The following is a 25,471-nucleotide window of genomic DNA, read 5'->3' as shown; positions in this document are numbered from 1 at the left end:
AGGTTGAATATCCAACAATAAATAAACAAAAATAAAAATGATGAATTACCAATTGATCATCATTCATCAATCATATTCAGGAAAGCAGCTTCTTTGCCATCTCGGAAATGCTTTTTCCATCCGATTTTCCGGCTAAGGATTTCGATGCGATCCCCATAACTTTTCCTAAGTCCTTCATGGATTCGGCACCGGCTTCAGCGATGATCTTTTTCATTTCCGTTTCCAGCTCTTCCGCAGAAAGCTGTTTTGGCAGGAACTGCTCAATGATTTTCATCTGGGCTTCTTCCACTTCGGCAAGATCATTCCTTCCCTGTGCGGAAAACTGCTCGTAAGAATCCTTGCGTTGCTTAACCATTCTCTGAAGGATGGCGATTTCCTGTTCTTCCGAGACTTCAGCACCCAGGGTTTCCGTCTTCAGCAGTTGTATCTGTGATTTTACAGCACGGAGAGAGTCCAGAGCCACTTTATCTTTGGCTCTCATGGCTGTTTTTATAGCTTCGTTTATGGTATTTTCTAAACTCATGTTTTTAATTTAACAAGGTATCAATGAAACAGTTTACCAAAGGATAATAGGCACTGTTACATTGGTACATTTCTACATTGTTATATTTTTTAGTCTACGTCTTTATTCAAAAAACGGTTTTCCCTGATCTGCATATTCCCGTTGTTGTCGGAAAGATACGTATTGATATTCTGGTCTGAAGCATTGTTTCCTTCAATCGAAATATTTTTTCTCTTGAAAGCAGGAACGGATTCAAATTCGCTGGAACTGTCAAAGCTCTGATAGCGGGAATTGAATTCTTTCAGCTTGTTTCTTCTTTCCATGATTCTCTCCTGATCAACGGTTTTATTTACGAAGGTAAATTCTTCTTCAGCCGGAGCCGGCGCTGAGGTTTCCGTTTTATTTTCAGCCACAGGTTCTTCCTTCAGGTGCTGGAAGAAATGTTCCACTTTCTGAAGCGGTTCTTCGGTAAGCTGGTTTACTTCTCCCGAATTGGTAAATTCCGCTTTAGGCTGGCCATAATCGGATTTGGAGTCGTTCTTCGGCTCATTGACAAAGAAGCTGAATTCCACCAGCTTTTCTTCAGCATAAGAATTGCTGAAAGAATTGCTTTGCTGCGGCTCATCCTTCTTGCTGTCGAAATCAAAAGTAAAAGATTCGATTTCCAGATCATTCGGATCTTCGGCTTCGTCGTCTACGGAAAACAGGCTGAAAGATTCCTGTTCGTCTTCCTCTCTCCATTGATGGGACCCGTTATCCGTATCTTCCTCTTTATCAAAGAATTTTATTTCATTTCTGGTCTCTTCGTTGCCAATAGTCATTTTTTTTTCAGTAGCTGTGTTTCCGAACTGCGGCATGTCGCCGTCTTCATCGTCCAGCCTGAAAAGGTTTTTGCCGCCGAAATCATAGCTGTGATCAGATGCTCTTTCGTCTCTTGTTTTGAAAGGCGATTCTTTCGGAGACTCCAGGCTGTCGTTCAGGCTGATCTTGATCTTTTCAGTCGGACCTGCAAATTTCTTGTTGTCATTTGAAAAACCAGTGGCAATCACAAGAACGCTTACGGAATCTCCAAGTTCTTCGTCAGCACCCACCCCGAAAATAATATCAGCGGTATGTCCTGCCTCTTTCTGGATATGATCCATAATTACCCCGATTTCGTCCATGGTAACTTCTTCCGCACCGCTTCTGATAAGCAAAAGTACGTTTTTGGCTCCGGTAATCTTGTTATCGTTCAGCAATGGGGAATCCAGCGCTTTTCTTACCGCTTCTTCGGCTTTATTTTCCCCTGAAGCAATACCGGTAGACATCAGCGCCGTTCCGGAGTTCTGCAGCACGGATTTGGCATCTCTGAAGTCGATATTTACATCAAAGTAACCGGTAATTACTTCCGCCATGCCTTTCGCAGCGTTGGTTAAAACCTCATCGGCTTTCGAGAACCCCTGTTTAAAACCCAGGTTTCCGAATTGCTGTCTTAATTTATCGTTGTTGATGACAATCAGTGAGTCAACATTATTTCTTAATTTATCAAGGCCGTTTTCAGCCTGTTCCAGCCTTCTTTTGCCTTCAAAGCTGAAAGGGACGGTAACAATCCCTACCGTCAGAATGCCCATGTCTTTGGCTACTTTGGCAATCACGGGAGCAGCACCGGTTCCGGTACCGCCGCCCATCCCGGCGGTGATAAATACCATCTTGGTATTCTGGCCCATGGCCGCTTTGATGTCTTCGATGCTTTCGATAGCCGATTTTTCCCCTACTTCAGGGTCTGCGCCGGCACCGAGGCCTTCTGTAATGGTGGTTCCCAACTGAACTTTGTTGGCCACCGGATTATTATCTAAAGTCTGAGCGTCCGTATTGCATATCACGAAATCTACTCCGTGAATCCCTTTTTCGTACATGTGCTTGAGTGCGTTGTTTCCGCCGCCGCCTACACCGATTACCTTGATGATCGACGAATTTCCCTTTGGCAAATCAAATGAAAACCCCTGTGTACCTATATTTTCCATAACTTTTCTTTTTAATAATTAATAACCGATTCATGATAATTGAGGCATCATTCACATCTTATCACTTCTCTTTTATAATTTACTCTACTTCCTCAAAAAATTTTTTCACTTTTTCCATCAGTGACTGCCCGAAAGTAAGCTTTGCTGCCCTTTTCTGCTGCTGTTCACTTACCGTTTCCAGCGGCAGAACAGGCTCCGGCTGCTGTACCTGAGGCACGGCTTCTGCCTCAGCAGCTACTGTATCTGCCTTCGGTTGCGGCTGAACTTCCTCTTCTACAGGAAGTTGTGCTTCAGCAATCTGTTTTTTGTCGCGGATCTTCAGGCTTTCCATTAATAACCCGATCGAAGTAGCAAATTCCGGGCCTTTAAGATACTGATTTTTATCATTCGCCACATACTCATTTGCAAAACCTATACGGCTGTCGAAACCGGTGGTATAATTGGCGAGCTGACGGAGGTGTTTCAGGTTGGATCCGCCTCCTGTAAGCACAATTCCTGCAATCAGTTTCTTCTTCTGTTCAAAGGCACCGTAGGCCTTTAATTCGGTATTCACCATTTCAAGGATTTCTTCCACCCGCGCGTTGATGATCTGGGCCAGGGTTTTCAGGGAAATTTCTTTGTCCGGTCTTCCGTGGAGCCCCGGAATGGTAACGTAGGTACTGTCTTTTTCAAGCTCCGGAACTGCAGAACCGAATTTTACCTTCAGTTGCTCGGCATGTTTTTCAATGATGGAGCATCCTTCTTTGATATCGTCTGTAATGATACCGCCGCCATAAGGAATTACACAGGTATGGCGGATGATATTGTCTTTAAAAATTGCAATATCCGTGGTTCCGCCCCCGATATCTACAATGGCCACACCGGCCTCTTTTTCTTCTTTGGTAAGAACCGCTTCTGAAGATGCCAGCGGTTCCAGGGTAAGGGCTTCCATTTCCAGCCCGGCTTCACGGACGCATCTCGCAATATTACGGATGCTTCCCATCTGCCCGACCACTACATGGAAGTTGGCTTCCAGACGTTTGCCATGCATTCCTACAGGCTCCTGGATCTCTCCTTCGGAATCCACTTTATATTCCTGGGGAAGAACATGGATAATTTCTTCACCGGGAAGCATGACCAGCTTCTTGACCTGGTCTTTCAATGCTTCAATGTCGTCATCTGTAATAAACTTATCGGGGTGCTCACGCATAATATAATCCGAGTGCTGCAGGGAACGGATGTGTTTTCCTGCAATCCCTACCGTCACTTTACGGATCGGAACGCCTGCACTGGACTGTGCCTCTGACACTGCAGCCTTAATTGAATTAATGGTCTGCGAAATATTATTCACAATCCCTTTGTGAACCCCAAGACTTTTCGCCTTTCCTACACCGAGAACTTCTATTTTCCCGTGCGCATTCCTCCTCCCGACAATCGCGACGATTTTCGTCGTCCCGATGTCCAGACCTACTGAATACTCTTGATTTTCCATTTTATATCGATTTGATTTTTTATTCTATTTTAACCGTTGCCTTTTTCTTCGGCTTTGCCGCCGCGGGCTTTTTCTCTATTCTTTTAGTTTCTCTGAGCGTGGTTATTGTTTTCTTTTTTTCACTCTCCTTCGCTTTTACTGAGGGAGAAGATATTTTCCGGCTTTCCGTCAGTTTAGGCTGGCCCTCTGTCTTTCTTACCGTTACCAAAGGTGCTTTGGCCAGTTCTTTATTGCCGGCCTGCAGAATACTGTCGTTTTCTTTAAAATAAGGATTCAACGTTGTGACGATCTGGTTCTGGTATTTTACCGAAACCCGGCTGTATTTTTCAGGATCCTGATACACCAGGTATTTTTCCACGAAGGTTTTAAATCCTCTTACCTTAAAATCAATATGGTCCAGGTCACCGATTTCCACTTTGTAATGGCCTTCACTGGTCAGGAGGTTATAATTGCCGTTCCGGTCTTTGGAGATTCCGATGAAATATTTCTTGCTGAAATCATCCTTATCGATCTTTTCCACCAGTTCGGCCAGCTTTTCATATTCGTCCCGTTTCACATTTCCGGTCACCAGCATACAGGGATGTGAATAGGTTTTGGAAATCGGGAATTCCACCCCTTTTTCATCAACATAAAAGTCTCTTCCTTCTTTATTCAGTCTGAATACCGGAACCCTCTGCCTGATGTCAAGGTTCAGCTTGCCGTTCAGGTTCAGATAAACATTGGCGCTGTCTACTGCCGGAAGATTGCTGATCTTCTTCTCCAACGCCGGAATGTCCAGGTCGCCCACTTTTCCGGAAGGATTTTCTTTTTTCACGATCTCACGGATGTCTTTTTCATCAATAAAATACACCGGCGTCCTTTCATTCATCTTTACAGAAATCTGATTGTCCGTAATCTCCTGCCCCCCGAATTTCTTCAACGAGAAACTCAGCAGGAACCCAAGGATGATCACTGTTACGGCAATTTTTAATATTCTGTATTTCTTTTTCATTTTCTTTTTTTGAACACAAAGTTCACGAAGCTTGTTCTTTTTTAGTTTCACCAAGCCGCTTCGCTTATAAAAGCTGACAGCTATTTCAAATATCCATTTATTATTCTGTTAATCCCATTTTTAAAAAGTCTAGAATTAAAATTTAATAATAAACCTAATTTATAATTTCCTAATTTTAAATAATTTAAAAGCTGTGCATTATGATAATTGTCAAGACTTTCCTGTGCTTTAATTTCTATTACCACTTTATTTTCAACCAATAAATCGATTTTAAATGCATTCGATACTTTCAGGTTTTCATATTGTATTGAAAGGAATTTCTGTCTTTCAACAAATAATCCTCTGTTCAATAGTTCATATTCAAGACATTGCTCGTAAACAGTTTCATATAACCCTTGTCCCAAACTTCTATGCACTTTTAAACCTGCATCAATAATAATTTTTGCAATTTCATTTTCATTCATTTGTGTGTTTTTATAATTTCGTTGCCGGTATTCTTCTATTATAAGCGAAGCGGCTTTGTGAAACGATTTTTATTTATCTCTGTGTGCTTTGTGTTCCATTCATCCATTCACAGACAGGATCATACAGGGTATCAATGTTTCCTGCGCCTACGGTGAGAAGGATGTCGAAATCTTTTTCTTTTATAGTCCTGAAAGCTTCGTTTAAGGTTGAAACTTCCTTTTTAATTAAAGTTACTTTTTTTAACAACCAATCGGAAGTAATTTCTTCAAAATTTTCCTGAATTTCTCTGGCGGGATAGATATCCAGCAAAATCAGTTCATCTGCGCGGCTGAGGCTTTCGGCAAATCCGTCGGCAAAATCCCGGGTCCGGCTAAAGAGGTGCGGCTGAAAAACCACCAGCAGTTTCTTATCAGGGTAGAAGGTCCGGATCGATCCTATTACCGCATTGATTTCCGTCGGATGGTGGGCATAGTCGTCGATATATATTTTACCATCCGGATACCGGTGCTTGGTGTATCTTCTTTTAATCCCCATGAAATTGGCAATTGCTTTTTTCAGAGTTTCGAAATCTACCCCTAGATTATGAAGAATGGCCAATGCCACGGTTGCGTTTTCAACATTATGGATACCCGGAATTCCCCAGATGAAATCCTTTACGGTTTCAGTGGGCGTATGGAAGTCGAAATAAATATGGTCTCCCTCCATTCTCAGGTTATCGGAGTAATAATCGGCTTCTTCATTGACGGCATACGTCAGGGACGGTCTTCCGATTTCGATACCTTTACGTACAAACAGCTGCTTATCGTCCGGAACCAGGGCAGCAAACTGCCTGAACCCTTCTTCGATGGTATTTTTATCGCCGTAAATATCCAGATGGTCGGCATCGGTAGAAGTGATCACGGCCCAATCCGGTGAAAGGTTCAGGAAACTCCGGTCATACTCATCGGCTTCCACTACAGAATATCGGGAACCGTTGTACAGGAAATTCGATTTAAAATTTTCGGAAATTCCTCCCAGGAAACAGGAAAAAGACAGGCCCGCTTCTTTACACAGGTGGGATACCAGGGTAGAAGTCGTGGTCTTTCCATGGGTTCCGGCGACAGCGATACAATTGGTATTTTCAGTAATCAGGCCCAATACTTTTGCCCGCTTCAATACTTCAAACCGATTATCGCTGAAGTAATCCAGAATTCCAAGCACTTTGATGGCCGGGGTATAAACCACCAACGTATCTTCTTTCTGAAGTACGGTGATTCTTTCGTCAATAACATCTTCAAAAACGATATCAATTCCTTCGCTTATCAGGGCCTGTGTGAGTTTGGTATTGGTTTTATCGTAGCCCAGAACTTTTTTGCCTGAGGCATGGAAATAACGTGCCAGCGCACTCATCCCGATTCCCCCGATGCCGACGAAATAAAAATTCTGATATGTCTTTAAACTGTTCATTTTATCTTGATAACCTTTTCAGAAGCTTGTAATGGCTTCTGCATTACTAATTTTTTTTAATCTATTGCTTTAAAAATCTCGTCCACAATCTCTTTTGCTGCGTGCGGTTTGGCAAAGTAGCTGAGGTTCCGGGACATTTCTTTCCTTAAGCTTTCATGGTCGCAAATTTCTGAAAGCGTGTTCCAGAACTGATCTTTCATCTCCGTGTCTTTTACCATTCTGGCGGCATTTTTCTCCACGAGGTTCAGGGCATTTTTGGTCTGATGGTCTTCCGCTGCAAACGGGAAGGGAACCAGCAGGACCGGTTTCTGAGCTACGGCCAGTTCTGAAATGGCAATGGCACCTGCCCGGGAAACAATCACATCCGCTGCGGAATAGGCGGTTTCCATGTCTTTGATGAATTCTTTCAGCTGGACGGAAGCCGGAAGCCGGAGACTTGAAGATAGTTCGCTGTAATCCAGTTTTCCCGTCTGCCAGATCAGCTGGTAGCCTTTTTCTTTTACGTCTTCCAGATGATCTTTCCATCCGTTATTCAGGGTTCTTGAACCTAGTGAACCGCCGACTGATAAGATGGTCAGCTTATCTTTATCGAGCCCCATCCTTTCTTTGGCCCGGGTACTGTCCTGCATTCCCGATACAATGTTTTCACGGATCGGGTTGCCCAGGAACTTTATTTTTTCAGCCGGGAAGCCTTCCACTTTCGGGTAGGCGGTAAATACGGCTTTTGCTTTCTTACTTAAAATTTTATTCGTTACTCCGGCATGGGCATTCTGCTCCTGAATGAAAATCGGGATACCCAGTTTGCTTGCTTCATATAAGGCGGGTCCGCTGGCAAATCCTCCGGTTCCGACTGCAAAGTCCGGATTGAAATCTTTGATGATCCTTTTCGACCGGGACAGGCTCTTCAGAATCTTGAATGGCAGACCTAAATTCGACAGCATGTTTCCCCGGTTTATGCCGGCAATGTCAATTCCTTCGATGCGGTAGCCGGCCTGCGGAACCTTTTCCATTTCCATTTTGCCGTTGGCCCCGATGAATAAAAACTCGGCATCCGGATATCTTTTTCGGATCTCATCGGCAATAGCAATAGCCGGAAAGATGTGTCCTCCCGTTCCGCCCCCCGATAATAAGACACGGATGGCTGCTGGCTGCTGGCTATTGGCTGAATGATTATTCATTTTAAAGTCTGTTTCCAAGTTTATTTTTTATGCAATATCGTTTATTTCGGCAATGCTCTGTTTTTTGCCCATTCCTTCTTCATCGTAAATCTGGATCCTTGAGCTGATGTTCAGGATAATTCCCAGCTGCAGATACGTTACGAGCATCGAGGTTCCTCCGTAGCTGATCAGCGGCAGCGGCTGTCCGGTAACCGGAATCAGATTGACGGCAACGGCAATATTTACCGCAAGCTGTACAAAAATCATCACTCCAAGGCTGAGCACGAGCAGGGAGCCGAAAAATGCAGGCATCTTACTGGCAATCATCACAATCCGGATAATCATAATCAGATAGAGACTGACTAAAAATACAGCCCCTATAACACCGTATTCTTCTACAATCACTGCAAAGATAAAATCGGAGGCCGACTGGGGAAGCATTTGTTTTAAAGCACTTTTCCCGGGTCCCATTCCGGTAATTCCTCCGTGAACAATGGCGGCTTTGGCCTGCATGACCTGGTAATTCTTGGCTTTTACGCTTTCATCGTCCACATCGGCACTTTTGGCTTTGCTCGAAGTAAAGGTCTCAATCCGGCTCATCCAGGTATGTACCCGGTTTCCGCCGATAAGGTTGGTATTTAAAGCAATCAGTAAAAACAGTACGATCGCGATGAATGAAGCGGAAATAAATCCGGCAATGTATTTCCAGTGCAGCTGCCCGATGACGAGGACCACTACGGAAACCATCAGGATCATCAGGGCAGTGGAACCGTTGTCTTTTGCTACCAGAACAAAAACAAGCAGGATCGGCCCGAAAATATACATGATGTTTTCGATGGGTAAACGCTCACGGGTAATTTTCTTGGTGAGATACCGGCACAGGTAAATAATCAGCATCAGGAAAGCGAATGAGGAGGGCTGGAAAGAGATGGGCGTTCCCGGAATTTTAAGCCATCGGGAGGCACTTGCCCCATCAATGGTCTGTCCCGTAAACATCGTGACGATCAGTAAAACCACCATTAAGCCAAGCAGGATGCTGCTGAGCTTGCCGATGTATTCGTACTTCACCATTCCGACCACTCTCATAATTCCCAGTCCCAAAACCACAAAAAACATATGTTTGATAACGTGACCGGTAGTGGTGCCGTTGTTGACAATATATTCCAGGTTCGAACTGGCAGAGTATACAGGGAAAATAGAGAAAATGGAGATCACGAGAATAACCATCCAAAGTACTTTATCGCCCTTTAGAAATTCAAATCTGCTATCTGTGTCCTGTCCGTTCATAATTCGTGTTCGCTAAGATGGGTTAGCGGATTTCTTTTGTTACCTGCTCTTTAAACTGATGCCCCCGGTCTTCATAGCTTCTGAATAAATCAAAGCTAGCACAGCAGGGAGACAGCAGAACCGTATCGCCTTTTTTTGCCAGCGATTTTGATATTTCCACTGCTTTTTCCATGCTGGAGGTATCGTAAATAAATTTTTTTTTATCTTTAAAGAAATTGATAATCTTATCGTTATCAATTCCGAGGCAGACAATAGCCTTTACTTTTCTTTTGACTAATTCTTCAATTTCGCTGTAGTCATTTCCTTTGTCTACTCCGCCCACAATCCATACGGTCGGGGTTTTCATGCTTTCCAGCGCATAATAGGTGGCATTCACATTGGTGGCCTTGCTGTCGTTGATGTATTTTACCCCATCGATTTCAGTTACCAGCTCCAGCCTGTGTTCCACCGCCTGAAAGGTCATCAATGAGTTTCTGATGCTCTCATTGTTGATCTCCAGGATTTTACCGGCAATGGATGCTGCTAAGCTGTTTGCCACATTATGGTTTCCTAAAAGTGACAATTCATCAATTTTCATGGAAAAATCATCTTTTAGCTTTATTTCTATCCGGTCGCCGTTGATGAATCCTCCTTCCGTCAGTTGTTCTCTGGTGGAGAAAGGAATCATTCTGGCCTTTATTTCTAATTTTTCCAGGATGTTTTTGCTCATTTCGTCATCTTTATTGTAGATGAAGAAATTGTCATTTTCCTGGTTTTCAGCGATCCTGAACTTGGCCAGCGCATATTCTTCATAGTTGTAGTTATACTGGTCCAGATGGTCCTGGGACAGATTCAGCAGCAAAGAGATATACGGCCTGAAATTCTGGATGTCATCCAGTTGGAAGGAACTTACTTCCAAAACATAATATTCATGGTTTTCGTCGGCCACCTGCCTGGCAAAGCTGTAACCGATATTCCCGCCCAGTCCTACGTTCAACCCGTCGTTTTTCAGGATGTAGTAAATCAGGGAAGTGGTGGTTGTTTTTCCGTTGCTTCCGGTAATGGCGATGATTTTGGCATCGGTAAATTCAGAGGCAAATTCAATCTCAGAGGAAAGTCTGATGCCTTTCTCCTGGATCTTCCGGATCATTTCAGCCTTTTTCGGGATCCCCGGGCTTTTCACGATCCAGTCTGCATTCAGGATCCTTTCTTCATCATGGCTTCCTTCCTCAAATTCAATGTCCTGCCCGGTAAGAAACTGCCTGTAATTGTCTTTGATGGCACCTTTATCCGAAAGAAAGACTTCCATGCCCTTCTTTTTCGCCAGATAAGCAGCGCCGCAGCCACTTTCTCCTCCTCCTAAAACAACTATTTTCATATAATTTCTGATTTAATGGCCGAATGACGTTTGGTAATCATTCGGTTTTTAAATTAATTTTTATCTCATTTTCAGGGTAATCAGGCAGACAATAGCCAACATGACCCCGATGATGATCATCCGGTTTACAATTTTGCTCTCATGAAAGCCGCCCTTCTGATAATGGTGATGCAGAGGGGACATTCTGAAAAGTCTGTTATTCTGGGCATATTCCAGCCCGAATTTTCTTTTTCTGTATTTGAATACGATAACCTGAAGCATCACGGAAATATTTTCAATTAAGAAAATTCCGCACAGCACGGGAATCATCAGTTCTTTTCTTAAAATAATCGCCAGAACGGCAATCACACCGCCCAGCATTAAGCTTCCGGTATCGCCCATGAAAACCTGGGCCGGATAGGTGTTGTACCAGAAAAACCCGATAACGGCACCTACCATGGCCACTACAAAAATGGTGGTTTCCCCCATATTGGGAAGGAACATGATATTCAGGTAATCCGCAAAAATAATGTTTCCGGAAAGGTAGGCAAACAGGCCGAGGGTCAGGAGGATCACGGTGCTGGTTCCGGCGGCAAGCCCGTCGATCCCATCCGTAATATTGGCTCCGTTTGAAACGGCCGTTACGATAAAAATGACGATCGGGATGAAAACTACCCAGGCCCACTCATGGGCATCTTTATCATTCATCCAGAACAGTATTCCGCTGTAATCGAATTCGTTGTTTTTAGCAAAAGGCACGGTTGAAATGGCAATTTTTTCAGTAGCCATAAAGTTCTGTTCCACATTATTCCGGTTCACCACCTTCGCATCCGAATATTTTCTTTTAACGGTGACATCAGGATGGAAATACATGGTTACCCCGACAATCAGTCCCAGGCCGACCTGACCTACGATTTTAAATTTTCCGCTGAGGCCGTCCTTATTCTTTTTGATTTTCTTTAAGTAGTCATCCAGAAAACCGATTGCCCCCATCCAGATAACTGAAACGATAAGAAGCACAATGTAGACATTGGTAATTCTTGTAAAGAGGAGCACAGGGATCAGGGTGGCCAGAATAACAATCAGCCCTCCCATGGTTGGTGTTCCTTCCTTCTGTTTCTGCCCGTCCAGTCCAAGGTCACGAACCAGCTCACCCATCTGCTTTGCCCGCAGGTAATTGATGATCCTTTTGCCGAAGACCAGAGCAATGGTCAGGGAAAACAGAACCGCCATTCCTGCCCGGAACGAGATGTACCTCAGCAGTCCCATTCCGGGAAGGTGGATGCCGTGGTGGGCGAGATATTCATATAGATAGTATAACATTTCTTTCTCTGTTTACGTTTAATGACAGCTTATTTACTGCGGGGTGCAATTTTTTCCGTCACATATTTTTCGATGACCTGTAATTTTTTTACATCGGATTCCCACATCAGTACGGAAGCTTCCGATTCGAAAAGATCCATTTTTAGGATCAGGTTTTCAAATGAAATAAATTCTTCCAGAATTTGGTTTTTATCAATTTCCTGCAAAAGAATTTTTAGCAGTACAAAAGCTTCATAGCTGGAGATATTACGGCTGTTTCCAAAAACTGATTCCAGGTCTATCTGTTCCGGGGAATTTCCGTTTTCAAAATGGTTTTCCAGTTTAAAAATCGAGTACTCCGGAAAATTCTGCATCAACGGCTTCCAGTCTGTATTCCCGTTTAATTTGGCCCTTACATACTGAGTAATTGGCAAATCAGGATAGTTTTCCTCAATATGTTGTAATGCATCACCAAAATCTTCAATTACAGGGGGCTCGCTATCGGAAATTCCTGTAATAGCATCAATGCATTCGGAAAAGTATTCGTCATCTTCTTCCGAAATCGCTGCGGTATCATTGCCCAGTAAAGAAGGGGTAATGTATTCATTATCTACTGTATAGCCGAGAATATTATTCCAGCTTTCAGGATAGTTCTCCCCGCTGCTGTAAAATTTTTCCAAGGCGTCCCTGACCATAAAAGCGTCATTGAAAGGGGCCTGTTCCGGATTGAGCCTTTCCTCGGAAGAAAAGGTAAGATATTCCTGCTGCAGTTCCTCCAGGGTGTAGGCTTCATATTTTTTCTGAATATCCATCATCGACTCCAATCCGTTAAGAAGGTCTTCGGTCTCAAAATGATTCTGATTCAAAAGTTGGTAATCGAAACCGTCTTTTCCTACGCTTTTCTCCAGTGTTCTGATGATTTTATTTGCTTCAGAAGCTGATTCGATGCCCTGCTCGTAAAATGGCCTGCCGTTTCTTCCGCATTCGATCTCAATTAGCGGAATATCGTCGTTATCCTCTTCAAGTAAATATTTTGTTGTGTTTTCAAAAACCGGGCTTTGCTTTATTCCCAGATCCAGCGCATATTCATAAGCCGCATAAATGATGTTGTGAGCCTTTACGTAATCGACCTCGGTAAGATCTGCCGCATCATACATTGTTTCCAAAAGTAAGTTGAAATCGGATTCCGTTAAATTGAAGTCGAAGAATGAATCTTTTATTCCCAGGCACCAGAGGTCGACAAGATAGAATCCTACCGTGATATTTCCCGTTTTATGCTTTCTGGAAATAATAACCTGCAGTTTTCCTGTTTCAGTATTTCCGATCAGGAAGCACCGGCTTATTTCAAGTGTTCTCGATTTTGTAACAATATATTTTTCAGGACTTATTTTATTTTGTGCTTTCATTTATTTTCCCATTAATTGTGATAGTTTCTTAATTGTTTCCTTATCATCAAAATGATGCTTTATACCATTGATTTCCTGATAATTTTCATGGCCTTTACCGGCTACAAGAACAATATCTTTCGGTTCTGCAAATTTAATGGCCATTTTGATGGCTTTATGCCTGTCTGGAATGGAAGTGTATTTACTGAAGTGCTGAGGTTCAACACCCGCTTCAATCTCTTTGATGATGGCTGCCGGATCTTCCGTTCTCGGATTGTCTGATGTGATAATCGCCAAGGTCGATTTCTTAGTGGCAATATTCCCCATTTCAGGTCTTTTGGCATGATCCCTGTCGCCGCCGCAACCGAAAACGGTAATTAATCTTTCGTTTTTGGTCCGGATATCGTTGATGCTGTCCAGGATATTTTCCAGGGCATCCGGGGTATGGGCATAATCCACGATAAAGAAAATCCCTCCGTCCGACTTAAAGGTCTCAAATCTTCCGGAAACCCTTTTCAGCTGACTGATCGCCTGAAGGATTTCTTCCTGTTCAAAGCCAAGCTCCGAGGCAATCCCGAATACCAGCAATAAATTATAGACATTGAATTTTCCGGTAAGGGTCGTCCAGAATTCTTTTCCGTTGAAGTTCAGCAGCATGCCGTTGAAATCCACTTCCAGAAGTTTCCCGTGGTAATCGGCCATGGTCTTCATGGCGTAAGATTTCTTTTCAGCCTTGGTGTTCTGAAGCATGACCATCCCGTTTTTATCATCGATATTGGTAATGGCAACGGCAGTCGGGCCCAGTTCATCAAAAAACCTTTTCTTCGTTTTTAAATATTCGTCAAATGTTTTATGATAATCCAGATGGTCGTGGGTGAGATTCGTAAACCCGGCTATCGAAAAGTGAAGCCCTTCGATTCTGTTCTGGGCAATCCCGTGGGAGCTTACTTCCATAAAGGCGAATTCACAGCCTTCCTCAATGGCCTGGGCAAGGATTTTATTGATGGTAATAACATCAGGTGTCGTGTGGGTGGCAGGAATAACCTCACCGGCAATCCTGATTTCAACCGTAGATAATAACGCGGAATCATAGCCTAAATTTTTGAAAACATCAAACAGCAAAGTGGCTACTGATGTTTTTCCGTTGGTCCCTGTTACTCCGATCAGTTTTAATTTTTCGGAAGGGTTCCCGTAAAAATTGGAAGCCAGCTGCCCTAAAGCTATGGATGAATTTTTTACTTTCACATACGTGATGGTTTCATCCGGGTTTTCAGGGAATTCTTCACAGACAATGGCTTTTGCCCCTTTTTCCACCGATGCTGCAATAAATGAATGTCCGTCCACTACGGTTCCTCTCATAGCTATGTACAAAGAGTTTTCCGTCACCTTTCTGCTGTCGAAGACCAGTCCGGAAACTTCCCGGCTGTCATTGCCTAGGATTTCCATTACCGGGATTCTTTTTAATAATTCATTTAGCTGCATGTATCTGATGCTTTATCTTTTTAATACTCTGTTTTTATCCTTTTTTTTCGGGTTGTCCTTTCCGGACTGGTTTTAATTCTGCAGGGATAAATAAATCCTCTGGTTCTTACTGATGGTTGTGCCTTCGGTCGGGAACTGTTCCGTAATCCTGCCGACACCTTTGTAATCGACACGGTAACCGAGGTTTTCCAGCTGCGGGATTATATTTTTACCGATTAATCCGACGACATTGGGCATCTGCTTGTGGTTGACGGCAACTTTTACATTGGGTTCGACCATTTTATTGAGGTTTACTTTTTTGTCCACCAGCATTTCTTTCTCAACATTCTGAGGCGTTTTCAGAAACGTCTTTCCTGCAATTTCCTTGAATACCGGGGCGGCAACGGTAGCTCCGTAAAAACCTTTTGCGGTATTCGGTTCGCTGATCATCACGTAGCAGGTATATTTCGGGTTGTCGGCAGGGTAGAAGCCGGCAAATGACGCACGGTACTTCATAGGGCCGGGCAGCCAGTATTCAAATCTTGCGGTTCCCGTTTTTCCGGCCATTTTCAGGTTGGGGGTAAAAATACTTTTCCCGGTACCTTTTTCAACCGCTTTGGTCAGGGCGTGGGTCATCATTCTGATGGCTTTTTCAGACGCCATTTTGCTGACCATCACTTCCGGTTTGGCCGTATAGGATGTTTTGCCGTCTTTCATAATTTTATCGATGAAAAGCGGCTTCAGCATTTTTCCGTTGTTGGCAACCCCATTGTAGAAAGTGGCCAGCTGCAATAAATTGATGTTGGAAGCATAGCCGTACGCAAGCGATGCCAGAGCGGCAGGATTCCATCTTTTGCTTTCCGGTGTTACGAACCTCGGTTTGGTAATTCCCGGAAGCTCGATGTCCATTTTGTCGAAAAGTTTCCAGCGCCTTAAATGGTCTAGGAAAATCTGCGGTTTTTCTGCGTAATATTTCGTAATTAATTTGGCTGAACCAACGTTGCTGGATTTGGCCAGTACATCACTGATGTCGTATATTCCGTGGCCGTGGCCGTCGGAAATTCTCTGCTTGGCATATACCCAGACACCGTTTCCTACGTCTACCGTTGTATTTTCATCAATAAAGCCGTCATCCATGGCGGCCAGAAGCGAAATGGTTTTGAAAGTGGAGCCCGGCTCAATATTGTCTTTCAGGGCATAGTTGTAGGAATCTACATAATCGCCTTCGTCGGTTCTTCTCAGATTGACCATAGCACGAACCTTCCCGGTGGCCACTTCCATAACGATTACGGTTCCGTGTTTCGCTTCGAAATTAATCAGCTGTTTCTGCAAGGCGGAATGGGCAATGTCCTGAATCCTGAGGTCTAAAGTCGTGTAGACATCTTCACCGTCAATCGGTTCCTGAACTTTCCAGAAGTCGATCGGTTTCCACTGGGAAGAGTTGATCCGCTGTTCCAGTCTTTTTCCGTCGGTTCCCCTTAAATATTTTGAAAAGGCACCTTCCAGTCCGGCGGTGTGTACGCCGTCATCCATCCCGATGGTTCCGGCTCCGATCTCCGTCGTTGCAAGTTCTCTTTTGTAGTTTCTGTCTACAATGAACCCTCCTTTGTTTTTTCCCTTTTTGAATATCGGAAACTTGCGGATCCGGTCGTACTGGTCGAAGTCCAGGCCTTTTATCAGAGTGTAATACTGGTTCTTCTTCCTTCGCTGCTCGTCGAATTTCTTTCTGAATTCGCCTCTCGGCTTCCCGAACATTTTGCTTAAAGAGTCACTCAAAGCCCCGATGTTGTTGGTGTACACCGTATCTTTCATGGTCTTGAAATCCAGATAGATGTCGTAACGCATCACGGTGGTGGCAAGAATGGAGCCGTCGGAGGCAAACAGGTTACCCCGGGCGGCCTTTAATGTTGCTTCGCGGTAGTTTTTGTTGATGTAATCGTCTTTGATTTCCTGGACATTGGTATTCTGGAGGATGACAATCCGGGCAAGGAAAAGGGTAAATACGCACAAAGCCACCACTGCAAAGAGGTAGCCCCAACGTAAAGTTTTCTTACGCTTGTTGTCATATTCATTTTGCTTTTGCATCTGTACTGTCCAGTTTGATTAGCAGTTTATGAGGATGGTTTTCCAAAGTCATCAGTGAGTCCCGTGCAACTTCCTTCCCCAGTTCCGATTCCATTTTTACTTTAATCAGCTTACTCTGTGCGTAAGCGTTCCGCGATTTATATTCTTCCGTTTCTTCTTTTAGCGCGTTTACGATTTTAATTTTTTTATTGACGAGATGATTGGTATAAATCATCGCCATCATCAGCACAAACAACAGCAGGAAATACTTATAATGTATTTTGATCTCGTCACGGTTCAGAAAATTGCCTTTTATAATGTCTATAAAAGTCAGTTTCTTCTGAGGACGGTTTGTTGTTGCTCTTTTTGCCAATTTATTGTCAATTTGCTTCGCAGTGAATCCGCTTTGCTTGTGAATGGTCAATTTAAATTCACGATTGACCATTCACCATTCACTTTTTTACACTTTAATGCCTGTTCTCATTTTAGCACTTCTTGCTCTCGAGTTTTCTTCGATCTCGCTTTCATCGGGAACGATGGCTTTGCTCTTTACCAGCTCAAATGCTTTTTTATAATTTCCGTAAATGTCTCTCTCGGGCTCGCCCTCAAACATTCCGTTTTTCAGGAATCTCTTTACTAAACGGTCCTCCAGGGAATGGTAGGAAATTACGACCAGCCTTCCTTCGGGTTTTAAAACATTGTAGGCCTGGACCAGCATTTCCTTTAAAACTTCCAGCTCCTGGTTGACTTCAATCCGGATTGCCTGGAACAGCTGGGCATAAAATTTATTCACTTTATGCGGCGGAAGGTAGCTGAACAGTTTTTTCAGGTCTTCCGTCGTGTTGATGCTTTTTATTTTCCGGTGATGAACGATGTCCCTTGCCAGTTTCCTGGCTTCCCTCAGTTCGCCGTAATAATAAAAGATGTCGGCAAGCTGTTCTTCATCATAATCGTTGATCACTCTTTTGGCATCAAGCCCCTGCATCACGTTCATTCTCATATCCAGCGGTGCGTTGCTCCTTGTTGAGAAGCCCCGGTCGGCTTCATCAAACTGGTGGGAAGAAACGCCCAGATCGGCCAGAACCCCGTCAACCCGGGAAATTCCGTAAATCAGCAGCGAATTTTCCAGGAACCTGAAATTCTGATTGATCAGCGTAAACCGGGGATCGTCGATGGTATTTTTCAACGCATCAAGATCCTGATCGAAACTGAACAGTTTTCCTTTGTCCGAAAGCCGGCTCAATATTTCTCTTGAATGGCCTCCGCCACCAAAAGTACAGTCTACATAGATTCCGTCCGGATTCGTTACCAAATCATCAACACTCTGCTTCAACAAAACGGGGTTATGATACATGCTTAAGGTGTGTTTTTTTATCGCCTTACCGGCGGTTATTCTTCATCTAAAGAGCCCATGACATCTTCGGCAAGGCTGGCAAAATCGGCTTCATCTATGGAAATAACTTTTTCATAGGCTTCTTTATCCCAGATCTCGAAAAGTTCGCCTGCCCCGGTAATCACAATGTCTTTCTGAAGACCGGCGAAAACCGTGAGGTCTTTTGAAATCTGCAGCCTTCCTGCATTATCCAATTCTACTGTTTTTACTCCTGCCGTAAACATTCTGATGAAATCAGCATTCTTTTTTACAAAACGATTTAGCTTATTGATCTTGCCCATCATCTTATCCCACGCATTCATGGGATACACTTCCAGGCAGGATTGGAACACGGATCTTTTGACTACAAACGCCTTATCGTCGAAGTTTTCCATCTGTTTAATTAAAGATGAAGGAACTTTTAAGCGGCCTTTGTCGTCAATTTTACACTCATATGTTCCAATGAAACTTTTCATTTGGGACAAATTTATATAATAATTTCTAAATCCTCCCACTTTTTACCACTTTTTGCCTTAATGTTAATAAGTTTTATTAAAGATTTAATTTCAGGGGGTTAATATTCTGATATGATGACGATTGAAGGAAGTATTATTTGCCCCATACAAAAGAGTTTCACAAAAAAGTGAAGAAAAACGAGTTTGGTATATTATTTTTATTTTAAATTAGAGTATTCAAAATATTTTTGAGGTTTAATTTGTATTTTTGCAAGGCTTGATTAAGGCATTTTATGATATTTAGTACAAAAAAAGAAAAGAAATATACCTTTATAGAGGCGGGAGAGGGACATCCATTGGTGCTGCTGCACGGTTTAATGGGTGGGTTGAGCAATTTCGATAAGATGGTGGATTTTTTTTCAGACAGGGGATTCAAAGTGTATGTTCCCCAGCTACCGATCTACGAATTGCCGGTACTTAATACCAATCTGACGACTTTGGCAAAGTATATTGCCAAATTCCTGGAAACCCATGTGAAGGGTCCTGCTACCATTGTCGGAAATTCGATGGGTGGCCATGTGGGGCTTATCCTGACGCTGGCAAGGCCGGATCTGGTGAAAAATCTTGTACTTACGGGAAGTTCAGGGCTATACGAAAGGACCTTCGGGGACAGTTTCCCGAGAAAGAACGACCGTTCCTATATCAGAAAGAAAACTGAAGAGGTCTTTTATGATCCTTCGGTAGCCACGGAAGACCTTGTAGACGAGGTTTTTGCAGTGGTAAACGACCGGATGAAAGGAATAAAGACCGTGATGCTGGCCAGAAGTGCCATCAAACACAATATGCTGAATGATCTGCCGAAGATCAAAACGCCGACCTGCCTGATCTGGGGAAGGAATGATAATGTAACACCGCCTGAAGTGGCTCAAGACATGCATAAGTTTATTCCGGATTCGGAACTTTTCTGGATCGATAAATGCGGTCACGCAGCCATGATGGAAAAGCCGGATGAATTCAACGAGATTCTGTACCGCTGGCTGAAAGATAAAGTTTAAAAAGTAAGGCAGGAAGTAAATTTTTACTTCCTGCTCTGTTTTAAAGGCTTAAATACGACCCCATAGGTTTTAAAAAGCTATGGGGGTCTGCCTTACCTGCTAATGAAATGCCTCTTAAAATTGCACGGATCAGGACTTAAGTTTTTATGTCGTTTATTTTATTACGATATTTGACGAATTAAATATGCAAAGAAATGGTTATTAAAACAGCAACGTTTGTAAAAAGCAGCGGAAAATGGCAGGAATGTCCGGAACCCAACATGCCGGAATATGCTTTTATCGGGAGGTCAAATGTAGGGAAATCTTCGTTGATCAATGCAATGATGAACCATAAGGATCTTGCGAAGACTTCAGGAACGCCCGGAAAAACGCAGCTTATCAATCATTTTTTAGTTAATGAAAACTGGTACCTGACCGATTTACCGGGATACGGCTATGCGAAAGTTTCCAAATCGATCCGGAAGGATTTCGAAAAGCTGATTACCAACTATATCCTGAACCGGAAAAACCTGGTTAATCTTTTCGTGCTGGTGGATTCCCGTCACAAGCCTCAGGCCATCGATCTGGAATTCATCCAATGGTGCGGGGAAAGCGGAGTTCCTTTTTCTATCGTTTTCACGAAAGTGGATAAGCTGAAGCCGAATACTGCGATACAGAATGTGGAACATTACAAAGCGGAACTGCATAAAACCTGGGAAGACCTGCCGGAAATTTATGTTACGTCGGCCGAAAAGAAGGAAGGCTGTGACGAAATCCTGCATTTCATCCAAAAGACCAACGAATTCCTCATCAATAACAGTGTAAGCTTCGATGAGTAAGATAATCTGGAAAATAAAAACGTTTGACGAATTGACGGTTCCCGAGCTGTATGCCGTTGTCAAAGCCAGAATTGACGTTTTTGTCGTAGAACAGAACTGCCCGTATCCGGATCTGGACGGATACGACCAGAAAGCCATTCACCTGTGGGCAGAAGAAAACGGTGAAATACTGGCTTACTGCAGGATTTTTGATAAGGGGATCAAATATGATGAAGCGTCTATCGGAAGGGTCCTTACCACCGAAAAGGCGAGAGGAAAAAACCTGGGCAGACAGCTGATTGCCTATGCTGTACAGACCATCGAGAACCGTTTCCGTACTTCGGAGATCCGTATTTCCGCACAGGACTACCTGCTGCGGTTCTACAGCGGATTCGGTTTTGAAGATACCGGCAGGAAGTACCTGGAAGACGACATCCCGCATACGGAGATGCTGAGAAAATAAAAAAAGCGAAGGGCTGATCTTCGCTTTTTTAATGAGTATATAGAAGTGTGTTTTTTATTTTCCCGCAACAGCTTTAAGAATAATCGGTTCCAGATTGGAAGGCAGATCGGCGGATTTGATCTGGTAGTTTTTAATTTTCATATCTTTAAACCAGTTCTCCCAATATTCTTTGATAACCGCTTCTTCAAAAGGATTTCCTTTTTCGGGATTAATCCCCAAGACAATCACTTCAAGGTTGCTCAGGTTATCATTGGCTTTTACAAAACCGTATTTGTTCTTTTCTATGGTGTTTTTAAAATCTGAAGTATTAAGATTATTCGATTTTATTAATTTTCCGGTCAGATAAGAAGTTTTATTTTCTTCCGTAAACTTCGTGTTTTCATGATACATATATCCATCTGTTAAAATAAAGAGAATGTTCCTTTTATCACCTTTTATACAATAGTCTTTTACTTTATTTTTAAAAAATTCCCAGATGTCGGAGCCTACATACTTTCCGTCCTTAATGGCCGATTGATAAATGTATGACGGAATTTCGAAATATCTTTTTTCAACAGATGCAAAATAATCTTTCGATGTATTTTTATCAAAAGAAACCTTTAGTTCTTTTGTGAAATCATTGATCTTGGGATCGGAAGGCTCAGGATTAAAAAACACCTGCATCTGATCGTCATAGGTGATAATTCTTTTGGATTTCATGTGATTGAGAAATCCTTTTTCAATGGCTTTGATGTATTCGGTATCTCTTTGAAAATATGGCATCGCAGGATTAGGATTGGTGCTGGGATCTATTCTGTCTGACAGGTCGATCAAAATGCTGACATTGATGTTATTTGTATCAGCAATAATTGAGTCTTTTATCTTTTCTTCTGTTGTTATTTCCTCTTTTTTACACGAAGAAATCAAAAAAAAGATTAGTAATAAGTAAAATATTTTTTTCATATAACAAGATTATAAAGATGATAAATAAACCAGGTTTTGGTTATCCGAATTGGCTCCAACGGTCTCCAGATTCGTATTGTAGGTGTCGATACAGCTGTCGATCATGGTTTGCTTTTCCGTTTTGGAAACAGCAATTTTTTCTCCGATAAATGTAATCCAGCCCTGTACATATTCCGAAGCATAGAGTTTATAATCTTTGGTAGGAATAATAACGCCGTCTATGATGTTCTGCAGTTCTTCAATCCTGCCACGGGTTTTGATAATGACTTCTTTAGTATTCCCGATATTGGCTATAATCTCTTCAATTTCTTTTTTTAATGTGTTGATCTTTTCCTGAAAGAATTCTACTTTTTTCTGTCGGATTTCCTGCTCGTTTTTAATCCTGTCTTTTTCCCGGTGCTCTTTCATGATAAAATCAAATACCAGCCCCCAGATAACATATACAACGAATCCCGCGAAGATAATTCCCCAGAACTGAATCTTTGTAAAAGCGATTTTTAGATCGAATGGAGGAGACTCAAAAATCTTGTTTAGTTCGTATAATTTTGACTCGATTTCATAAGCTAAAATAGCATCGAAAATGAAGGTTACAATAAACAGCAAAGTCAGTTTTATATAATTGATTTTGGTTTTATTTTCTCCGAACATATGAATCAGAAATCCTAATCCTAAAAAAACAAATGGAATCAGGGTGACGAATGCCACTTCAATAAAACCGTCATTCCACGCTTTCATCCAGGCATTGGCATCCAATACACTTTGGATAACCGTACTTTTTGCATCAAAACTTTTAAAAAAAGCTGAATATGAGGTTGATATATAAAAAGTAGCAAGATATAAAGTGATAGGAATCAGTAGAATTGTGCCGATCCAGAATTTGGCAGAAGCTCCTCTTCCCGCTTTCACATTGTACTTTTCAGGATTTCTTGGCAGATCAAGGATTTCAGCTTTTAAGTTTTCAATGGTATGCTGATGGTTTTCAATTTCTGTGTTCTTTGTTTTCAGCTGTTCCTCCCGGGTTTCTTGTGAGACCGTTAATGCCTTGATTTCCGTTTCCCTGTTTTTTTGTTCATTAACGTAAGATTCTTTCAGCTTCTGCTGTTTTTCGACCATTTCTTTTTCTTCATTCTGGAATTTGGAATATACCGCATCCAGGCAGATGGAAAGGGTAGAGTGGTTTCCGCTGGTACGCGAACTGTCACGGTATCCCGATTCATGATAGGTTCTTCTCCTGCTTTCTTCAAAAGATTCATCATCAGGGTTCGCTTCGGCTTTGGGAAGCGCTTCCTGTGCTGGTTCTGCAGGAGCCGGCTTCAGCCGGAATAAATTTTTTATGTTGGATGTATCCATAATGCTTAGTTTTTGAGTTCATATAAAATTTCACTTTTGTTTTTTCCGGTTTTTACAGCTTCAATAAGATAGTCTACGATAGCTGTTGTATTTTCTTCCAGGAATCCGAACATAACCACATATTTCTGCAGAGCAGAATATTCATTCGGGGAAACCGTGCCGTCTGCCCAGATCATAGCGGTAAGATCATAGAGATAATCTACTTTTTCTTCAATGGTCTGTGGCACCCAGGATTTTAAATTAATCGGGTTCATCAAAATTTCATCCAGGTTTCTAGAGGAAATCCCCCTTTCTTCAGCACATTTGTAGAGCATTTTCAATTCCAGTGCGCTGAAATCATCGTCACAGACAGCCATTTGATAAAGCCTTAAGAAGTGAGCTTTGAGGTTTTCCGTTATGTGATTGTTTTCCATACGGTTATTGTTCTTTTAGTTTTTTAGGGTTAATGATTCTGTCTCTGGCAACAGCTCTCTGGTGTATCGGTAAGGCGTGTTCCTGTGTCTTTTCGGTAATTTCCTCTTCTTTTTCAGGTGTTTGTTTTTCAATAAAATTGATCAGCAGAAACAGAATTCCCGTTATGGTATCAATCGGAATCCAGATGCCTTTCCGGTAGAGATAAATAGGGAAAACAGGATTGAAAAGAATGAGGATGGCAAGAAATACGATACTGAAATAAGGCAGCCTCGAAGTTATCGTATGGTATAAAACCAGTAAAGCTCCGGCGGAAACGAGAATTCTAAGAAAAGTATAATATTCAATAGGAAGCTTGAAAATACCGATGAAACAACACAACGCACAAAAGGTGGGAAATATTTTTAAAGGGGTCATTCTATTCTCTTTTTGGCTTCAACTTGTTCTTCATACCAGAACTTCTGCGTACTGAAATCCAATGGCCAATCTTTTTGAGCTTGCTGTTTTATAGGGTTATCTTCAATCGTTTCCATATAATCATAGGCTTCAATTTGTTCATTAATCCAAAATTCCTGAGTAGAATAGTCATTTGGCCAATCTTTTTTTGCTTTTTCCTTTAGCCGGATAATTATTGCTTCTTTTTTAGGATCTGTGCTTTCTACCTCTAATTCCTGTGGATGTATATCAGAATCTTTAAAAGATCTCAGACTTTCATATGATGAGGTTTTACTTTTATTATCATCCATACTGCCAAATGCAATAAAGAGAAATAGCAAGAACAAGCCTGCTGAAATAAAGTGCTTATAGTTTTTCATAATTTTTCAGTATTAAATTGTTTTTGTTGAGATATAAAAGGGATCATTATTCCAATCAAGTAAAATATTACATCTGTAAAATCAAAAGTTCCCGGAATGATTTTAAAAAATTGAAAAAATTCAGACAATATCGCAGTTATAGGTATGCTGAAAATCCAGAATAAATTTTGTTTTGTTATTGAGTATTTCCAGATTTCTAATAAAATACTTGTATATGAATAGATCCAAAGACCGTCAGGAAGACTGAAGATAAACCAATCCGGAAGAACATAATTATTAGAATATTTTTTTAAAGCAAAAATTTCCTGGGAAATATTTAAACATTCAAACCAGCGAAACATAATCAATTTTTCTGTTCTGAATATGACATAAATAATACCTCCTAACAGTACCGGAAGAAATAATACGGTTATCTTTAAAATGCGAATTTTCATTTTACATCTTTACGCCTAACGTATCCCGTTTTCCCACTCGACTCTACCTTTACTCTATACCAGTCTTTTATCTCTTGAAGCTTAATCAGCCGTGCATTTTTTGTAACAGTAACTATGATATCGGACTTGTCAGAAGGTTTTTCATAAATTCTGACTGCCGCAACCCCTGCAAAATATCTGTTGTTTGAATTGATATTGATGTTTACTCGGTCAATAAGAACTTTTGGCGGCTTACTGGATTTCGTTTTTGAGGTTGTATGCTTTTCGGAACGGTCTCTTTTGGTAGAGTTTCCGGAAGACGAATTTCTTCCGGAAGATTTTCCACTACATGCTCCGCAGGTTCCGCCGCTGCCGCAATGTCCACACCTTGAACAATTGGTACAGGCAGAACAGTAAGCAGAGCCGGTACATCTAGCGTCATGGCCTACGTTGTCGTTGGCCTTGAAACATGAATTTAAGATAGATGCACTGAAGGTAATTATGATGAAGGATATTAGTTTTTTCATG

General features: G+C 42.1%; 26 protein-coding genes. 3 read left to right on the top strand and 23 right to left on the bottom strand.

Annotated features, from left to right (window positions below; translation table 11 throughout):
* Window positions 1-76: 76 nt before the first annotated feature.
* From CHA01nite_RS06330 to mraZ, 16 genes are all read right to left on the bottom strand, one after another.
* Complete coding sequence (locus CHA01nite_RS06330; protein WP_146940472.1) at window positions 77-523, bottom strand: GatB/YqeY domain-containing protein; 447 nt, start codon at window positions 521-523, stop codon at window positions 77-79.
* An 89-nt stretch (window positions 524-612) separates the two neighbouring features.
* Window positions 613-2,505: a cell division protein FtsZ gene (gene ftsZ / locus CHA01nite_RS06325; RefSeq protein WP_146940471.1), complete on the bottom strand. Its 1,893-nt coding sequence runs from the start codon at window positions 2,503-2,505 to the stop codon at window positions 613-615.
* A gap of 79 nt (window positions 2,506-2,584) precedes the next feature.
* Complete coding sequence (gene ftsA, locus CHA01nite_RS06320; RefSeq protein ID WP_146940470.1) at window positions 2,585-3,976, bottom strand: cell division protein FtsA; 1,392 nt, start codon at window positions 3,974-3,976, stop codon at window positions 2,585-2,587.
* 19 nt (window positions 3,977-3,995) lie between these two features.
* Complete coding sequence (locus CHA01nite_RS06315) at window positions 3,996-4,967, bottom strand: cell division protein FtsQ/DivIB (protein ID WP_146940469.1); 972 nt, start codon at window positions 4,965-4,967, stop codon at window positions 3,996-3,998.
* Between the two features lie 80 nt (window positions 4,968-5,047).
* Window positions 5,048-5,431, bottom strand: coding sequence for a GxxExxY protein (locus tag CHA01nite_RS06310; RefSeq protein WP_146940468.1), 384 nt, complete (start codon window positions 5,429-5,431; stop codon window positions 5,048-5,050).
* 73 nt (window positions 5,432-5,504) lie between these two features.
* Window positions 5,505-6,878, bottom strand: a complete 1,374-nt coding sequence (gene murC / locus CHA01nite_RS06305) for a UDP-N-acetylmuramate--L-alanine ligase (protein ID WP_146940467.1) — start codon at window positions 6,876-6,878, stop codon at window positions 5,505-5,507.
* 56 nt (window positions 6,879-6,934) lie between these two features.
* Window positions 6,935-8,056, bottom strand: a complete 1,122-nt coding sequence (gene murG, locus CHA01nite_RS06300) for an undecaprenyldiphospho-muramoylpentapeptide beta-N-acetylglucosaminyltransferase (protein WP_146940466.1) — start codon at window positions 8,054-8,056, stop codon at window positions 6,935-6,937.
* A gap of 27 nt (window positions 8,057-8,083) precedes the next feature.
* Window positions 8,084-9,322: an FtsW/RodA/SpoVE family cell cycle protein gene (locus tag CHA01nite_RS06295; protein WP_146940465.1), complete on the bottom strand. Its 1,239-nt coding sequence runs from the start codon at window positions 9,320-9,322 to the stop codon at window positions 8,084-8,086.
* Between the two features lie 22 nt (window positions 9,323-9,344).
* A complete protein-coding gene (murD, locus tag CHA01nite_RS06290) occupies window positions 9,345-10,679 on the bottom strand; it encodes a UDP-N-acetylmuramoyl-L-alanine--D-glutamate ligase (RefSeq protein WP_146940464.1) in 1,335 nt (444 codons plus the stop codon).
* Window positions 10,680-10,739: 60 nt separating this feature from the next.
* Window positions 10,740-11,981 (bottom strand): phospho-N-acetylmuramoyl-pentapeptide-transferase, encoded by a 1,242-nt coding sequence (gene mraY, locus CHA01nite_RS06285; protein WP_146940463.1) that lies wholly within the window; start codon window positions 11,979-11,981, stop codon window positions 10,740-10,742.
* Window positions 11,982-12,010: 29 nt separating this feature from the next.
* Window positions 12,011-13,366 (bottom strand): hypothetical protein, encoded by a 1,356-nt coding sequence (locus tag CHA01nite_RS06280; RefSeq protein ID WP_146940462.1) that lies wholly within the window; start codon window positions 13,364-13,366, stop codon window positions 12,011-12,013.
* Window positions 13,367-14,827, bottom strand: coding sequence for a UDP-N-acetylmuramoyl-L-alanyl-D-glutamate--2,6-diaminopimelate ligase (locus tag CHA01nite_RS06275; RefSeq protein ID WP_146940461.1), 1,461 nt, complete (start codon window positions 14,825-14,827; stop codon window positions 13,367-13,369).
* A 72-nt stretch (window positions 14,828-14,899) separates the two neighbouring features.
* Window positions 14,900-16,891 (bottom strand): penicillin-binding transpeptidase domain-containing protein, encoded by a 1,992-nt coding sequence (locus CHA01nite_RS06270; RefSeq protein ID WP_146940460.1) that lies wholly within the window; start codon window positions 16,889-16,891, stop codon window positions 14,900-14,902.
* On the bottom strand, window positions 16,875-17,243 hold the full coding sequence (locus tag CHA01nite_RS06265) for an FtsL-like putative cell division protein (protein ID WP_146940459.1): 369 nt from the start codon (window positions 17,241-17,243) through the stop codon (window positions 16,875-16,877). The genes CHA01nite_RS06270 and CHA01nite_RS06265 overlap by 17 nt, the downstream gene beginning before the upstream one ends.
* Window positions 17,244-17,330: 87 nt before the next feature.
* A complete protein-coding gene (gene rsmH, locus CHA01nite_RS06260) occupies window positions 17,331-18,224 on the bottom strand; it encodes a 16S rRNA (cytosine(1402)-N(4))-methyltransferase RsmH (protein WP_146940458.1) in 894 nt (297 codons plus the stop codon).
* Between the two features lie 35 nt (window positions 18,225-18,259).
* On the bottom strand, window positions 18,260-18,718 hold the full coding sequence (mraZ, locus tag CHA01nite_RS06255; protein ID WP_146940457.1) for a division/cell wall cluster transcriptional repressor MraZ: 459 nt from the start codon (window positions 18,716-18,718) through the stop codon (window positions 18,260-18,262).
* Window positions 18,719-18,990: 272 nt separating this feature from the next.
* Here mraZ and CHA01nite_RS06250 point away from each other — a divergent pair, with 272 nt between their 5' ends.
* The 3 genes from CHA01nite_RS06250 (at window position 18,991) to CHA01nite_RS06240 (ending at window position 21,012) form a co-directional block, all read left to right on the top strand.
* Window positions 18,991-19,752: an alpha/beta fold hydrolase gene (locus CHA01nite_RS06250; protein WP_146940456.1), complete on the top strand. Its 762-nt coding sequence runs from the start codon at window positions 18,991-18,993 to the stop codon at window positions 19,750-19,752.
* A gap of 194 nt (window positions 19,753-19,946) precedes the next feature.
* On the top strand, window positions 19,947-20,570 hold the full coding sequence (yihA, locus tag CHA01nite_RS06245) for a ribosome biogenesis GTP-binding protein YihA/YsxC (RefSeq protein ID WP_146940455.1): 624 nt from the start codon (window positions 19,947-19,949) through the stop codon (window positions 20,568-20,570).
* Window positions 20,563-21,012 carry a GNAT family N-acetyltransferase gene (locus CHA01nite_RS06240; protein WP_146940454.1) on the top strand — a complete coding sequence of 150 codons (450 nt, stop codon included), beginning with the start codon at window positions 20,563-20,565 and terminating at the stop codon, window positions 21,010-21,012. The genes yihA and CHA01nite_RS06240 overlap by 8 nt, the downstream gene beginning before the upstream one ends.
* Window positions 21,013-21,066: 54 nt before the next feature.
* Here the strand turns inward: CHA01nite_RS06240 and CHA01nite_RS06235 are convergent, their stop codons facing one another.
* The 7 genes from CHA01nite_RS06235 to CHA01nite_RS06205 are packed head-to-tail and all read right to left on the bottom strand — an operon-like array spanning window position 21,067 to window position 25,470.
* Window positions 21,067-21,954: a hypothetical protein gene (locus CHA01nite_RS06235; RefSeq protein WP_146940453.1), complete on the bottom strand. Its 888-nt coding sequence runs from the start codon at window positions 21,952-21,954 to the stop codon at window positions 21,067-21,069.
* 9 nt (window positions 21,955-21,963) lie between these two features.
* Window positions 21,964-23,304 (bottom strand): TEX28 family protein, encoded by a 1,341-nt coding sequence (locus CHA01nite_RS06230; RefSeq protein ID WP_146940452.1) that lies wholly within the window; start codon window positions 23,302-23,304, stop codon window positions 21,964-21,966.
* Window positions 23,305-23,309: 5 nt separating this feature from the next.
* Entirely contained in the window at window positions 23,310-23,717 is a 408-nt protein-coding gene (locus tag CHA01nite_RS06225) for a hypothetical protein (protein ID WP_146940451.1), read from the bottom strand.
* A gap of 4 nt (window positions 23,718-23,721) precedes the next feature.
* A complete protein-coding gene (locus CHA01nite_RS06220) occupies window positions 23,722-24,132 on the bottom strand; it encodes a DUF6804 family protein (RefSeq protein WP_146940450.1) in 411 nt (136 codons plus the stop codon).
* Window positions 24,129-24,530: a hypothetical protein gene (locus tag CHA01nite_RS20810; RefSeq protein WP_228458350.1), complete on the bottom strand. Its 402-nt coding sequence runs from the start codon at window positions 24,528-24,530 to the stop codon at window positions 24,129-24,131. Before CHA01nite_RS20810 ends, CHA01nite_RS06220 begins: the two co-directional genes overlap by 4 nt.
* Window positions 24,527-24,964, bottom strand: coding sequence for a hypothetical protein (locus tag CHA01nite_RS06210; protein ID WP_146940449.1), 438 nt, complete (start codon window positions 24,962-24,964; stop codon window positions 24,527-24,529). The genes CHA01nite_RS20810 and CHA01nite_RS06210 overlap by 4 nt, the downstream gene beginning before the upstream one ends.
* On the bottom strand, window positions 24,961-25,470 hold the full coding sequence (locus CHA01nite_RS06205; RefSeq protein WP_146940448.1) for an SH3 domain-containing protein: 510 nt from the start codon (window positions 25,468-25,470) through the stop codon (window positions 24,961-24,963). Before CHA01nite_RS06205 ends, CHA01nite_RS06210 begins: the two co-directional genes overlap by 4 nt.
* Between the last annotated feature and the right edge of the window lies 1 nt (window position 25,471).

This window comes from Chryseobacterium hagamense (assembly GCF_007991455.1).
In the GTDB taxonomy this organism is placed as follows: domain Bacteria; phylum Bacteroidota; class Bacteroidia; order Flavobacteriales; family Weeksellaceae; genus Chryseobacterium; species Chryseobacterium hagamense.
This window is presented reverse-complemented; position numbering and strand designations above follow the sequence as displayed.

Excerpts from the sequence above, each read along its gene's own strand:
- CHA01nite_RS06210 (WP_146940449.1), bottom strand. The coding sequence starts at position 24,964 with ATGAAAATTCGCATTTTAAAGATAACCGTATTATTTCTTCCGGTACTG.
- murC (WP_146940467.1), bottom strand. The coding sequence starts at position 6,878 with ATGAACAGTTTAAAGACATATCAGAATTTTTATTTCGTCGGCATCGGG.
- CHA01nite_RS06330 (WP_146940472.1), bottom strand. The coding sequence starts at position 523 with ATGAGTTTAGAAAATACCATAAACGAAGCTATAAAAACAGCCATGAGA.
- ftsA (WP_146940470.1), bottom strand. The coding sequence starts at position 3,976 with ATGGAAAATCAAGAGTATTCAGTAGGTCTGGACATCGGGACGACGAAA.
- rsmH (WP_146940458.1), bottom strand. The coding sequence starts at position 18,224 with ATGTATCATAACCCCGTTTTGTTGAAGCAGAGTGTTGATGATTTGGTA.
- CHA01nite_RS06240 (WP_146940454.1), top strand. The coding sequence starts at position 20,563 with ATGAGTAAGATAATCTGGAAAATAAAAACGTTTGACGAATTGACGGTT.
- CHA01nite_RS20810 (WP_228458350.1), bottom strand. The coding sequence starts at position 24,530 with ATGAAAAACTATAAGCACTTTATTTCAGCAGGCTTGTTCTTGCTATTT.
- CHA01nite_RS06315 (WP_146940469.1), bottom strand. The coding sequence starts at position 4,967 with ATGAAAAAGAAATACAGAATATTAAAAATTGCCGTAACAGTGATCATC.
- CHA01nite_RS06280 (WP_146940462.1), bottom strand. The coding sequence starts at position 13,366 with ATGAAAGCACAAAATAAAATAAGTCCTGAAAAATATATTGTTACAAAA.
- CHA01nite_RS06295 (WP_146940465.1), bottom strand. The coding sequence starts at position 9,322 with ATGAACGGACAGGACACAGATAGCAGATTTGAATTTCTAAAGGGCGAT.
- CHA01nite_RS06205 (WP_146940448.1), bottom strand. The coding sequence starts at position 25,470 with ATGAAAAAACTAATATCCTTCATCATAATTACCTTCAGTGCATCTATC.
- CHA01nite_RS06225 (WP_146940451.1), bottom strand. The coding sequence starts at position 23,717 with ATGGAAAACAATCACATAACGGAAAACCTCAAAGCTCACTTCTTAAGG.
- CHA01nite_RS06275 (WP_146940461.1), bottom strand. The coding sequence starts at position 14,827 with ATGCAGCTAAATGAATTATTAAAAAGAATCCCGGTAATGGAAATCCTA.
- CHA01nite_RS06235 (WP_146940453.1), bottom strand. The coding sequence starts at position 21,954 with ATGAAAAAAATATTTTACTTATTACTAATCTTTTTTTTGATTTCTTCG.
- CHA01nite_RS06250 (WP_146940456.1), top strand. The coding sequence starts at position 18,991 with ATGATATTTAGTACAAAAAAAGAAAAGAAATATACCTTTATAGAGGCG.
- ftsZ (WP_146940471.1), bottom strand. The coding sequence starts at position 2,505 with ATGGAAAATATAGGTACACAGGGGTTTTCATTTGATTTGCCAAAGGGA.
- CHA01nite_RS06220 (WP_146940450.1), bottom strand. The coding sequence starts at position 24,132 with ATGACCCCTTTAAAAATATTTCCCACCTTTTGTGCGTTGTGTTGTTTC.
- CHA01nite_RS06270 (WP_146940460.1), bottom strand. The coding sequence starts at position 16,891 with ATGCAAAAGCAAAATGAATATGACAACAAGCGTAAGAAAACTTTACGT.
- murG (WP_146940466.1), bottom strand. The coding sequence starts at position 8,056 with ATGAATAATCATTCAGCCAATAGCCAGCAGCCAGCAGCCATCCGTGTC.
- mraZ (WP_146940457.1), bottom strand. The coding sequence starts at position 18,718 with ATGAAAAGTTTCATTGGAACATATGAGTGTAAAATTGACGACAAAGGC.
- CHA01nite_RS06310 (WP_146940468.1), bottom strand. The coding sequence starts at position 5,431 with ATGAATGAAAATGAAATTGCAAAAATTATTATTGATGCAGGTTTAAAA.
- mraY (WP_146940463.1), bottom strand. The coding sequence starts at position 11,981 with ATGTTATACTATCTATATGAATATCTCGCCCACCACGGCATCCACCTT.
- murD (WP_146940464.1), bottom strand. The coding sequence starts at position 10,679 with ATGAAAATAGTTGTTTTAGGAGGAGGAGAAAGTGGCTGCGGCGCTGCT.
- CHA01nite_RS06230 (WP_146940452.1), bottom strand. The coding sequence starts at position 23,304 with ATGGATACATCCAACATAAAAAATTTATTCCGGCTGAAGCCGGCTCCT.
- yihA (WP_146940455.1), top strand. The coding sequence starts at position 19,947 with ATGGTTATTAAAACAGCAACGTTTGTAAAAAGCAGCGGAAAATGGCAG.